General features: G+C 66.5%; 11 protein-coding genes. 6 read left to right on the forward strand and 5 right to left on the reverse strand.

The features are described 5' to 3' along the window. Positions 1-277: 277 nt before the first annotated feature. Positions 278-1138 (reverse strand): exopolyphosphatase, encoded by an 861-nt coding sequence (locus ACQE2J_RS11055; RefSeq protein ID WP_426936336.1) that lies wholly within the window; start codon positions 1136-1138, stop codon positions 278-280. A 381-nt stretch (positions 1139-1519) separates the two neighbouring features. Between ACQE2J_RS11055 and ACQE2J_RS11060 the strand changes: the two genes are divergently transcribed. Beyond that, entirely contained in the window at positions 1520-2806 is a 1287-nt protein-coding gene (locus ACQE2J_RS11060; protein ID WP_073884858.1) for an ISL3 family transposase, read from the forward strand. On the opposite strand, the gene glyA is transcribed toward ACQE2J_RS11060, so the two are convergent. Together glyA and ACQE2J_RS11070 are read right to left on the reverse strand one after the other, a co-directional pair. Then, positions 2758-3675: a serine hydroxymethyltransferase gene (glyA, locus tag ACQE2J_RS11065; RefSeq protein WP_073884831.1), complete on the reverse strand. Its 918-nt coding sequence runs from the start codon at positions 3673-3675 to the stop codon at positions 2758-2760. The genes ACQE2J_RS11060 and glyA overlap by 49 nt on opposite strands. A 280-nt stretch (positions 3676-3955) precedes the next feature. After that, entirely contained in the window at positions 3956-4660 is a 705-nt protein-coding gene (locus tag ACQE2J_RS11070) for a hypothetical protein (RefSeq protein WP_426936337.1), read from the reverse strand. 171 nt (positions 4661-4831) lie between these two features. Here ACQE2J_RS11070 and ACQE2J_RS11075 point away from each other — a divergent pair, with 171 nt between their 5' ends. The 5 genes from ACQE2J_RS11075 to ACQE2J_RS11095 all read left to right on the forward strand — a co-directional run bounded on the left by ACQE2J_RS11075 (position 4832) and on the right by ACQE2J_RS11095 (position 11140). Further along, complete coding sequence (locus tag ACQE2J_RS11075) at positions 4832-6232, forward strand: ABC transporter transmembrane domain-containing protein (protein ID WP_426936338.1); 1401 nt, start codon at positions 4832-4834, stop codon at positions 6230-6232. Beyond that, entirely contained in the window at positions 6117-6647 is a 531-nt protein-coding gene (locus ACQE2J_RS11080) for an ATP-binding cassette domain-containing protein (protein ID WP_426937510.1), read from the forward strand. Before ACQE2J_RS11075 ends, ACQE2J_RS11080 begins: the two co-directional genes overlap by 116 nt. After that, entirely contained in the window at positions 6644-8383 is a 1740-nt protein-coding gene (locus ACQE2J_RS11085; protein ID WP_073884834.1) for an ABC transporter ATP-binding protein, read from the forward strand. Before ACQE2J_RS11080 ends, ACQE2J_RS11085 begins: the two co-directional genes overlap by 4 nt. Before the next feature lie 85 nt (positions 8384-8468). Then, entirely contained in the window at positions 8469-9731 is a 1263-nt protein-coding gene (locus ACQE2J_RS11090; RefSeq protein WP_073884835.1) for an MFS transporter, read from the forward strand. A 122-nt stretch (positions 9732-9853) separates the two neighbouring features. Further along, positions 9854-11140 carry an ISL3 family transposase gene (locus ACQE2J_RS11095; protein WP_073884858.1) on the forward strand — a complete coding sequence of 429 codons (1287 nt, stop codon included), beginning with the start codon at positions 9854-9856 and terminating at the stop codon, positions 11138-11140. Between the two features lie 50 nt (positions 11141-11190). Here the strand turns inward: ACQE2J_RS11095 and ACQE2J_RS11100 are convergent, their stop codons facing one another. Both ACQE2J_RS11100 and ACQE2J_RS11105 read right to left on the reverse strand, forming a co-directional pair. After that, on the reverse strand, positions 11191-11628 hold the full coding sequence (locus ACQE2J_RS11100; protein ID WP_068483897.1) for a DUF1772 domain-containing protein: 438 nt from the start codon (positions 11626-11628) through the stop codon (positions 11191-11193). Further along, on the reverse strand, positions 11625-12515 hold the full coding sequence (locus ACQE2J_RS11105; protein ID WP_136651690.1) for an SDR family oxidoreductase: 891 nt from the start codon (positions 12513-12515) through the stop codon (positions 11625-11627). Before ACQE2J_RS11105 ends, ACQE2J_RS11100 begins: the two co-directional genes overlap by 4 nt. Between the last annotated feature and the right edge of the window lie 59 nt (positions 12516-12574).

The following is a 12574-nucleotide window of genomic DNA, read 5'->3' on the forward strand; positions in this document are numbered from 1 at the left end:
CTCCCGCAGACCGGCCAGCACAGTCGGGTCGCTCACCGCCGCAGAAAGCCCCTGTGCCTGCCGCGATGTCGCAGCCAGCCGCGCGCCCAAACTCGGGGCGCGCGGGGTTGTCGGCGTGTCTGTGGTGATCGATGGCGAGGAGGCGGGGATGGTCATACTGATAGGTGCGAGCCGAACACCCAGAATCAGACCCAAGACCACAACATTTAGTAGCGAGTAGTCACTACGGGCACTATATGCGGGTCAAGTGTTATGCCCGTCGCCCCGCCACAGCGGTTCAGGAGCCGCGCGGAGGCTTCGGGTTGGCCGCCCAGATTGCGGCCAGCAGGCCGGTGTCGCAGCGCAGCGAGTCCAAGGATTCACCACTCAGTAGACGCAGGAGAACACCGTCGCCTGTCGGGGTACCAGCGTGTTTCGGGTCGGGGTTGCCGAGCATGATCCGCGACAGCGCCGTCCACGAGCGCGGCGGCAGCCCCAGCAGCATCGGTACGGTGCGGTCACGGCGCAGCACCTCCACCGCGCGGCGTCGCGAGGAGACATCGGCCAGTCGGTAAGCCACATGCTCCACGCACACCACCACGAGTGAGGCATCCCAACCTGCCGATACGAACAGGGCTACAACCTCCGCGAGAACAGCGGCAACCCGATCATCTTCCTCGCCGCTGTCCGCGTCGTCGTCCGTGGTCGAGTTCACGGCGAACGCGGGGTGATAGTCGTCCAGGTTCTCTCGATCCGCGAACCGCACCGCGTCATGGAACCCGGCGATCCGGGCAGTGTGACGCGCCTGATTCGGTGACACCAACAGCCCGGCCGCCCGCACGTCAGCATTGCAAGTGATCTGCACCGCGCGGGTGACCACGGCCCACGGGTTCCCTGCGTTCCGCGTCGAGGGGGCGAGCATGACCTCGAACGCCGCCGACGCGATATGCCACGGGTCGAGGTTGTGTTTCCTGGCCAGCCGTCGATACCGCTCGGCGGTGTAGCGCATCAGATCCGCCGCCTCCCGATCACCCTGCCACGCCCCAGGCCCAGACTCGTGCAGGCGGAGGAGCAGGGCGCGTAGCCCTTCGGGCGTCTCGAATCCTCGGCTGCCTGGCTCCGCAGCGTCGTCGGCGGCGGGCGGGGTGTGTTCGGCCACGGTGGTACCTCCCGTGAAGGAGGTGGCCCACCAGGAGCCAGACCAGGACGCTCACCAACGCGCCCCTATGCCCGCTGCTCGTCAGCATTACTGTTCGACTTATCCCAGTGCCATTTCGAAACTCTCGGCTGACCGTTGAGATGGCGACGGAGGAATTACCTGGGGTGGATACCTTGTGCTCCGGGGGCGCAGCCGTGGCTCAGTTCGCGGCGCTCGGGCGTTGTTCTGTTCATGCCGTTCGTGTGCTTTCTGGTGAGGGAAGTTGCTGGCTCTTCCCGGTTCGTGGTGATGGGGAGCGTCGCGTCGTTGACGTAGAACGGCTCGTGGTCCTGCTGTGATGGGTGTTGTCAAGACATCCGAATCTCAGAGGACCACGAGCCTGTGCACGAGAGTACTGGTTCGCAGCGTGATGCTGCGAGCACGATCTTCAACTTGCCCAATTACCGCGTCATCGATGCCGTCGACCTGCCCGACGGGGGCCGGCGGGTGGTGATCGCCTCGACCGTCCCGCCGGGCTGTCCGTCCTGCGGCGTGCTGGCGACGAAGGTCCATTCCCGCCGGTCACAGCAGGTCCGGGACGTTCCCGTCGCTGGCGCAGCGGTGGTGGTGTGGGCCAAGCGGCGCTGGTTCTGTCTGGAGCCGGCCTGTGCCCGGGGCACGTTCGCCGAGGCCACCGAGCAGATCCCGCGATACGCACGCTCGACGACCCGACTGCGGGACCAGGTCGTCTCTGCCGTGATCCGTTCCGGCCGTGCAGCCTCCGAGGTGGCCCGGGCCCACGGCGTCTCGTGGTGGCTGGTCCAGGCCGCCCTCAGCGCCGCCGCAGTGGTCCTGCCTGACGTCGACGACGTGCGGGTCAGGCGTCTGGGGGTCGATGAGCACCGCTACCGGTCAGTGCGCTGGTTCCGCACCGACGAGGGCGCTTGGAGACGGTTCGAGCCGTGGATGACGACGCTGGTCGACCTGGCCACCGGGCAGGTCCTCGGCATCGTCGACGGCCGGGACTCCAGGGCCGTCGGGGATTGGCTCGCGCAGCGCTCTGAGCAGTGGCGGGAGCGGATCGAGATCGTCGCGATCGATCCCTCGGCCGCGTTCCGCAAGGCGCTGCGGACCTGGCTGCCTCGCGCCGCGGTCTCGGTCGACAAGTTCCACCTGGTCAAGCTCGGGAACGACATGGTCACCACCGTCAGGCAGCGCCTGGCCCGCACCCATCGCGGTCGTCGGGGCCGCAAGGACGACCCGGCCTGGGCCCACCGGATGCTGCTGCTGCGCGGCGGCGACACCCTGACCCCGAGGGCGTGGGAGCGGTTGGAGAGGGTGTTCCGCACCGACGACCCCACCGACGAGCTCTCGGCCTCCTGGGGCATCAAGGAGCAGCTCCGACGCCTGCTGGCCACCGACACTCTCGCCCAGGCCTGGCAGGAGCGGATGCGGATGGGCTACTTCGTCCAGATCGCGAACATGCCCGAGGCCACGAAGCTCTACGACACCGTCGTGACCTGGTGGGACGCCATCGAGGTCCTCATCGTCACCGGCGCAACCACCGCGAAGGTCGAAGCGGGCAACACCGGCATCAAGAACATCAAACGCACCGGCCGCGGATTCCGCAACGCGGAGAACTACCGGACGCGTATCCTGCTCACCAGCGCCGCGAGAACCGTAGCGTGAATACCCGCCACAGCAGGGTCATTCACCACGAACCGCGAAGAGCCGACAAACCCAGGTCGGCCGGCGAGATGGAAGGTGGCAGCCTTGGCGGCGATGCTCTGATTGAGCGCTCCGCCTTGGTGCCCGGGGAAAACAGCCGCGTCGATTCGGTCGGCCAGTGAGCCCCGGCAGAGGACCAGCCCACCGCGCGCACCTCCGAGAGTCTTGTGGGTCGTGCTGGTGACGACATCGGCATACGGCACCGGCGAGGGGTACACACCGGCTGCGATCAGGCCAGCAAGGTGTGCCATATCCGCGACGAGAAAGGCGCCGACCTCGTCGGCGGTATGTCGGAACCCGGCCCAGTCAACCGTCCTCGGATAGGCTGTCCACCCTGCAACGATGACTCGCGGTCGATGCTGGCGCGCGAGACGGGCCACGGTCTCCAAGTTCACCAGCCCGGTATCGGAATCCAGGTGATATCGGACAGCTTTGTAGAAGGTTCCTGAAGCATTCATTGTCGTGCCGTGTGAGAGGTGCCCGCCGTGGGAAAGGGCCAAACCCATCACCGTGTCACCAGGTTTCATCAGGGCGCCGAACGCAGCGGCGTTCGCCTGAGCTCCAGAGTGCGGCTGCACATTTGCGTGGTCGGCCGAGAACAGCTTCCGAGCCCGATCAATCGCGAGACGTTCAATCTCATCGATATGGGCACATCCGCCATAGTAGCGACGGCCCGGATATCCCTCGGAATACTTGTTTGTCAGTATCGAACCCTGCGCCTGAAGCACGGAGACTGGCGCGAAGTTTTCCGATGCGATCATCTCCAACGTCTGCCGCTGACGTGACATTTCCTCCGACACGAGGGTGTGCAGCTGGGGGTCTGCGTCCATCAGTGACTCGTCGAGATCGTTGTGCGCTGGCGGCGACGCTCTGCGAGTTGACCGAAGGGACTCATCGGAGTCCGGCGGCCAGGCGTCAGTGCTGTCTGTCGCGGACAAGGCAATCACCTCCGATGGGCTCGGCAAGCGCGGGTGACCGGAGATCCGCCTGGGGAGGGTGTCCGCGCCGGGTAGGACCGACAATCCGATGCCAGGTGTGCAGTGCACAAATTATCGATCGGTGCTAGTGTACCCGATGCCTTTAGGTGAGGCTACCCTAATGAGATGTTGCCTATGGTTTCATCGGCTGTCTCGTCGCAATGCGGGCTGCGACGCAGTCGAGTGCACGCTCGACTGCGTAGTTGTAGAGCCTATCGAGGTCAAAGGCATGGGCGAGCGTGTCCGCGAACATTGCCGCCCCTGGATGCTGACTGTCCTCGGACAACATGCCGAGGCTTGCGAGGATCGCGTCCTGAAGCTTGGGGTCGACATCTCGCTCGTCTTCGGAGGCGATCAGGTGCACGGCGGTATTCAATAGCATGATGTGTGCGGCGGGTGCTTCGTCGCCCAAGCCGGCCTCAGCGAGCTTGCTGACCCCGGTATCGATCATCAGCACCGCCGCAGGGACGGTCGTGGCGGCCATGCCGAGCCAGCGGGCGACGCCGGGGTGCGCAGACAGTGTGTCGTGCAGCGAGGTGAGGAGCTGCTGATACCACGGTCGCCACGAGAGTTCTGGTGACGGTAAGTCGACTGAGCACATGACGGCGTCGACGATGACGCGGTCGACCTCGTGGCGTGGGCCGACGCGGTGCGCAATCGCCGTCGGCCAGCAGCCGACCTCTTTCGCGAGGTCCCGAGTGGACCACCCGGCTAGGCCGCGGGCGGCTGTGAGGCGGACTCCGGCTTCGATGATCTGCTCTGTAGTCAAGGGGGCTTCGTCCGCGGCGGTGCGCGGTCCGCGCTGGCGTTTGCTCTTCTTTGCCTTCGGCTTTGTCATGCTCGGCTCCCATCCGCGGAGTGTCGTGCCACCACGATACCCGGCGTAGTTGTCCGTTGAACAAACGCGCCGGGTAAGGGTACACTCACTTCAAAGATTTGTGCACTGCACAGGGCCCGCGATCGGGGACCGTGCAGACCGTCGATGAGTGGATGCTTGAAAGGATGGCTCATGCCCGATGATGCGACCGCTACTCAGGCTGTGTTGCCCGACGCTCAATCCGAGTCGGCGCCGGATACGCTTGAGCCCGAGACGAGAGCCGCTGGTAGTGACAAGAGCCTCGGCTCGCTGCTCGCTCCGGTGCGTGGGCGGCTGATCCTGGCGGGGGCGTTCCAAGCGCTTGGCGCGCTGACGTCCTTGGTGCCGTATGTCGCGATCTATCGGATCGTCGAGGAACTGTTGCAGCCGGCAGGCGCGAGCGGGAACGTGGTGTGGGCGTGGGCGGTCATCGCCGTGATCGGCGTGTTGGTGCGCACTGCCGCGACAGGGGCGGCATACACCATCACTCACGGAGCGGACGGAACGGTGGGCCAGGCGCTTCGGCAACGATTGACCGATCGGCTGTGGCGGGTGCCGCTGGGCTGGTTCGGAGAACGCTCCTCGGGTCAGGTGAAGCGCCGCCTGCAAGATGACGTGCACGACGTGCATCATCTGGTGGCACACGCGATCAACGACCTGGTGGGAGCCATAGTGGCCCCGCTCGCGGGATTCGTACTGCTGTTCGTCGTCAACTGGCGATTGGGCCTGGTGTGCCTGGTGCCGGTGCTGCTGTACTTCGTCGGACTGAGCGTGATGATGCGCGGAAACACGGAGAACGCGGCACGCTGGGACGAGGCATTGGGCCGGGTGAACTCCCGGATCGTGGAGTTCGTGCAGGGCATCGCGGTCGTGAAGACATTCGGCCGGACGCGCAGCACTCAGGAGCGCTACCACGCAGTCGGTGACGAGCTGGCCGTGTTCTTCGAACGCTGGATGGGACCACTGCTACGCGTCAACGCGCTGGCGAGTGCGGTACTGGCACCGCCGACGGTGATCGCCCTGGTGCTCGCGACAGGGGCCTGGTTCGTCCATTCAGGGTGGGGGGCGCCGGCCGAGGTGCTGCTGGCGTTGATGATCGGGGTCGGACTGGGTGCACCGGTGCTGAACATGGGGATCGGGGCGCAGGCAATGCGCACCGCCACCGCGGCAGCGGCGCGGCTGGGCGACCTGCTCCGCACCCCGGTACTACCGCAGGTCGCGCATCCACGCACCCCGGAGGGTGCCGTGGTGGAGTACGACGGCGTGCGATTCTCCTACGATGGGCAGACCGACGTGCTCTCGGACATCGACCTCGTACTGCGACCCGGCACCGTCACAGCACTGGTGGGCCCATCGGGCTCCGGCAAGTCCACGCTGGCGCGCGCTGCCCCGGTTCTGGGACGTCACCGACGGTGCGATCCGGATCGGCGGAGTCGACCTGCGGCACGCGGCTCCCGAAGAGATCTACCGGCGAGTCGCATTCGTGTTCCAGGACAACGTTCTGCTGCGCATGAGCGTGCGCGACAACCTGCGCCTAGCGGCCCCGGACGCTGACGACGCGACCGTGGAGGCGGCAGCGCGAGCGGCGCAGATCCACGACGTGATCATGTCCATGCCGCATGGCTACGACACGATCGTGCACGAGCAGGTGACTCCGTCCGGCGGTGAGACCCAGCGGCTGTGCATCGCACGGGCCATGCTCGCTGACGCTCCCATCGTGGTGCTAGACGAAGCCACCGCCTTCGCAGATCCCGAATCAGAAGCAGCCGTCCAGGACGCCCTGTCAACGCTGATCGCAGGCCGTGCGGTCCTCGTCATCGCGCACCGGCTGCGCACGATCACCGACGCGGACCAGATCGTGGTTCTCGAGGGCGGCCGGGTCGTCGAGACCGGCCGCCATGACGAACTGCTGGACCATGGCCGACTCTACGCCGCTCTGTGGAACGCCCAGGAAGGAACGACCGCATGATCCGCAAGCTGCTGCCGATCCTCGCATCGGACGACCGGGCGAAGATGCGCGCCTTCCTCACCGTCTGCGTCGCCTACGGGATCCTCCAGGGCGTCGCGCTGCTGCTGGCGATCCCCGCACTACGCCACCTGCTCGCAGGTGAAGCTTCTGCGAGCTGGCCGTGGATCCTCTCGGTGATCGGTGCCGCTGTCATCGCGGGCATCGCATTCTCGATCCAGAGCGTGCTGGGATCCCGGATCGGGCTCGCCCTGATGCGCGGCCTGCACCGCAGCATCATCGACCACCTCGGCGTGCTGCCGGTGGGCTGGTTCTCCTCCGATCGCACCGGAAGACTCTCGCAATCAGTCTCCCAGGGCACGACCGCCGTGTGGACGGCCGCCTCGACCCTGATCCAGCCGCTGGTGACCGCCGTCGTTACGCCCATGACCATCGCGCTAGGGCTGCTGTTCATCGACTGGCCGGTGGCGCTGACGATGCTGATCGCCGCCCCACTCCTGTATCTGGTGTACCGGTGGGCGGCCGCGCTCGCTGAGCGCTCGGCCGATCAGATCGACCAGGCGGCGGTTGAGGCGGCCAGCCGCGTCGTGGAGTTCACTCGCGCCCAGCCGGTGATGAGGGCATTCCGGGCCGATCAGGCCGGCAACGGCATGCTGGCGAGAGCACACCGCGCCCAACAGGAAGCCTCCCGCCGCTCGCTGCGCACCAGCCTGCCCGGCCTGATCGGCTTCGCGACCGCCGTGCAGCTGATGTTCGCCGCCGTCATCGTCATCGCCGTGTGGCAGTCCCTCACCGGCGCGGCGAGCGCGGCGACCGCCGCCGTGGTGCTGTTCGCCGCCGCACGCTTCACCGGTCCACTCATCGACGCCGCCGACCTCGGCTCCGCGCTCCGGCTCGCCGGTCACGACCTGGATCGCATCGACAATGTCCTCGACGAACCCGCGCAACCCGAGGGCACAGACAGCATCGAACAGGCCGGAGAACTCGCCTTCGACCACGTCGACTTCACATATCCCGGGGGTCGACAAGTGCTGCACGAGGTGACTTTCTCGGCGCACCCGGGAACCACTACCGCTCTGGTAGGGCCGTCAGGATCGGGCAAGAGCACGATCCTGCAGCTGGCCGCCAGGTTCTTCGACCCCGACGCAGGCACTGTGCGCATTGGCGGTGTCGATGCCAGGCTGCTGCCGGTACAGACCGTGATGGAGCAGCTCTCGGTGGTCCAACAGAACGTCTACCTGCTCGATGACACGATCGAGGCCAACATCCGTTTCGGCAACCCGGAGGCCACTGACGACGAACTGCGCGAGGCGATCCGTCTGTCCCGCGTCGACGAGATCATCGACCGGATGCCCCACGGCCTCGACACGCAGGTCGGCGAGGCCGGAGTCGCGCTCTCTGGCGGAGAGCGTCAGCGCGTCTCCATCGCGCGAGCCTTCCTCAAGGACTCGCCCATCGTGCTTCTCGACGAGATCACCGCATCGCTCGATCCGGAGAACGCGATCGCCGTCCACGCCGGCCTGGCCGCACTGTCTGAAGGCCGAACCATGCTGATCGTCAGCCACGACCTGACGACGATCGCCGGAGCCGACCAGATCCTCGTCCTCGATGACGGCGCGATCGTGGAGCACGGCACCCACACCGACCTCGTCGCCGGCACAGGTCTGTACGCCGACTTCTGGGCCGAACGCGAACGGGCCCAAGGCTGGCGCGTCACCCACCCCACCGACGCCTCATGAAACGACACGCGAGAACAGCGCGGTGTGCGCACACATGCTACGCCGTCATCGTGACCGACCCGGATGCACTGAAGGACCCCCGAGGATGACGACAAGCAACCCCGCGCAGATCAAGCTGGTGCTAACGGCGGTGTTCCTGGCCTACCTGGCGCAGATGACGCTGAACCCCATCATTGCCCCGCTCTCACGCGAGGTCGGCCTGGCCGAATGGCAGGTCGGGGTGACCATCAGCACAGCAGCGATCATGGTGGTGCTCACGGCTCAGATATGGGGGCGCCGGTCGCAGTCGCTGGGACGCAAACGCGTTCTCCTCGCGGCGCTGGCCCTCGGTGCGATCGCGACGGCAGCCTTCGCGCTGATCTCCCAGGTCGGCATGATCGGCGCTCTCAGCGGCACCGTTCTGTTCGCGCTGTTCGTCGTGCTGCGCGGTATCGGGTTCGGCACCGCCATTGCTGCTATCCAACCAACCGCGCAGGCCTACATCGCTGATGTCACCACCGATGAGACCACCCGGATCAAGGGCATGGCCGGTGTGGGCGCGGTCCAGGGCGTGGCTCAGATCGCCGGTTCCGTTGTCGGTGGCCTGCTCGCCGCTTTCGGGCTGATGGCCCCGATCCTCTCCGTCCCGGTGCTCCTCGCCCTCGGCCTCGTGCTGGTCGCCCTTCGGCTGCGCCCCGAGGCGCGCACCACACTGATCGAGAAGCCTACGAGCGTCCGGCCGACAGACTCGCGGGTGTGGCCGTTCCTGCTCGCCGGGTTCGGCATGTTCACCGCCCTGGGGTTCATCCAGATCGTCACGGGCTTCATAGTCCAAGACCGACTTCACCTGGACGCGAAGACAGCCGGAGTGCTCACCGGCGCGGCCCTCCTGGCCGCAGGTATCGGCATGATCCTCGCCCAGACAGTCGTTGTTCCTAGTACGGGATGGGGCCCGGCCACCCTGCTGCGTGTGGGCGGCGTGGTTGCGCTGCTCGGATTCCTCGTGCTGATCCCCGATGCCGGGCCGGTCGCCCTCTTCGGATCGATCGCCCTCATCGGCCTGGGCTTGGGTACCGCCATGCCCGGCTACACCGCCGGACCAACACTGTTGGTCTCCCGCGAGGAACAAGGAGGCCTGGCCGGGCTCATCGCCGCCAACATGGGTCTCACCTTCGTCGTCGCACCCACCGCCGGTACCGTCCTGTACGGCGTCTGGACCTCTCTGCCGATCATCGTCGGCGCGGCCATCATGGCCATCGTCTCCGTGTTCGTTCTCCTTCACCCCCGATTCCGACGCATCCCGACTCCGCCCGAAGGCGATGCGACGAATTCGGACGTGCCAACGCAGGACGCCGGCCATGAACGTTGAGGCAAACGGGCTCTTCCCGGTTCGTGGTGATGGGGAGCGTCGCGTCGTTGACGTAGAACGGCTCGTGGTCCTGCTGTGATGGGTGTTGTCAAGACATCCGAATCTCAGAGGACCACGAGCCTGTGCACGAGAGTACTGGTTCGCAGCGTGATGCTGCGAGCACGATCTTCAACTTGCCCAATTACCGCGTCATCGATGCCGTCGACCTGCCCGACGGGGGCCGGCGGGTGGTGATCGCCTCGACCGTCCCGCCGGGCTGTCCGTCCTGCGGCGTGCTGGCGACGAAGGTCCATTCCCGCCGGTCACAGCAGGTCCGGGACGTTCCCGTCGCTGGCGCAGCGGTGGTGGTGTGGGCCAAGCGGCGCTGGTTCTGTCTGGAGCCGGCCTGTGCCCGGGGCACGTTCGCCGAGGCCACCGAGCAGATCCCGCGATACGCACGCTCGACGACCCGACTGCGGGACCAGGTCGTCTCTGCCGTGATCCGTTCCGGCCGTGCAGCCTCCGAGGTGGCCCGGGCCCACGGCGTCTCGTGGTGGCTGGTCCAGGCCGCCCTCAGCGCCGCCGCAGTGGTCCTGCCTGACGTCGACGACGTGCGGGTCAGGCGTCTGGGGGTCGATGAGCACCGCTACCGGTCAGTGCGCTGGTTCCGCACCGACGAGGGCGCTTGGAGACGGTTCGAGCCGTGGATGACGACGCTGGTCGACCTGGCCACCGGGCAGGTCCTCGGCATCGTCGACGGCCGGGACTCCAGGGCCGTCGGGGATTGGCTCGCGCAGCGCTCTGAGCAGTGGCGGGAGCGGATCGAGATCGTCGCGATCGATCCCTCGGCCGCGTTCCGCAAGGCGCTGCGGACCTGGCTGCCTCGCGCCGCGGTCTCGGTCGACAAGTTCCACCTGGTCAAGCTCGGGAACGACATGGTCACCACCGTCAGGCAGCGCCTGGCCCGCACCCATCGCGGTCGTCGGGGCCGCAAGGACGACCCGGCCTGGGCCCACCGGATGCTGCTGCTGCGCGGCGGCGACACCCTGACCCCGAGGGCGTGGGAGCGGTTGGAGAGGGTGTTCCGCACCGACGACCCCACCGACGAGCTCTCGGCCTCCTGGGGCATCAAGGAGCAGCTCCGACGCCTGCTGGCCACCGACACTCTCGCCCAGGCCTGGCAGGAGCGGATGCGGATGGGCTACTTCGTCCAGATCGCGAACATGCCCGAGGCCACGAAGCTCTACGACACCGTCGTGACCTGGTGGGACGCCATCGAGGTCCTCATCGTCACCGGCGCAACCACCGCGAAGGTCGAAGCGGGCAACACCGGCATCAAGAACATCAAACGCACCGGCCGCGGATTCCGCAACGCGGAGAACTACCGGACGCGTATCCTGCTCACCAGCGCCGCGAGAACCGTAGCGTGAATACCCGCCACAGCAGGGTCATTCACCACGAACCGCGAAGAGCCAAGTTGCTAGACGGCGGCGAGTCCGATGGTGACGAGGATGAACCCGAGGAGCTGAAGCGATCCTCGGGTGATCTGGAAGACATCCCAACGGCGGCGCATTGCGATGAAGCCTTCGGGTGCGGTGTCCTGTTTGATGCGTCCGGTGCGGAAGTTGATGGGCACGTTGCCGAAGATGGTGACGATGAGCGCGATCCCGAGGGCGACGGCGGCGGAGATCAGCCAGGCCGAGGGCGTCGGGATTGCGACGGTGATCGCGAGGACGGTGGCGGCGGTCATGCCGATGGGCATGATGCGTCCGTAGGTCTTGAGCAGCCCTTTCTCGAAGGTGAGCTGGTCGTCGGGAGCGAGTTTACGGATCACGGGGTGCACGAGTGCGACAGAGGCGAACTCGGCTGACCCGACGAATCCGGTGACGAGGATGGTGGCAGTCTCCAGCCAGTTCATGATGTTGACCTTTCGGCGGCGTTGTCGCGCTGTAGCGCGATCCACCTGGCGAACGGGGTGGGAGGGGTGCCGAAGTCCTGGAACCACGCGGTGGTGTCGGTCACGTCGCCGTGGCGGTCAATGCTGTCGAGGATGCCCAGGGGTCTGGTCATCTCGCCCTTCAGGAATAGGCGATTGATGGCGCGCATGAATCCGAGCGGCATGACCCGCACCGCGTTCGATGCAACGGGCTTGCCGGATATTGCGCCCGCGTATGCGGCGGTCGCCTCCCGCAATGTCATCGTCTGCTCCCCGGCCACGTCGTAGACCTTGTTCGCGGTTTCGGGCATCTCGAACGCGCGGGAGGCAGCCGCCATGATGTCGTCAGCGGCGACGGGGTGGATCGGGTGCGGTTGGTTGCCGATGAGTACCGGGCGGCCGCCTCGGATGAACTTCGCGAGCGTTTCATTGATGAACCCGACACGGAACACGGTGGATGCCACCGGGCTGGCCATCAAGAGTTGCTCGCCACGGGCCTTGGAGTGTTCCCAGGGATAGTCGGCATAGGCGGGCTGTGCGAACATGCCGGAGATCAGCACCACGCGCCGCACCCCAGCCGCTTCAGCGGCGGCGGCAACGTTCGCAACGCCGTCTTCCTCGATGTGTCGCGCCCGCTCAGGGTCGCTCCCACCGTTGAGGGTCAGCAGCACGCCATCAACGTCGGTGAACGCGGCCACCAACGTGTCGGGGGCCGTGACGTCACCCCGCACGGTCTCGACACCCTTTGGTAGCGATGCCTTCTCTGGCGACCGCACGATCGCGCGCACTGTGTGGCCGTCTGCCAGCAGGCGGGTAAGGGCGTACCCACCGAGGTACCCGGTTGCTCCTATGACAGCGATGCGTGCCATCCCCGCCTCCTCATGGATAGTGTGATTATCTATTTATGGATACTAGTATTATCCATCTG

It is taken from the genome of Brevibacterium sp. LE-L (assembly GCF_050214925.1).
Lineage (GTDB): Bacteria > Actinomycetota > Actinomycetes > Actinomycetales > Brevibacteriaceae > Brevibacterium.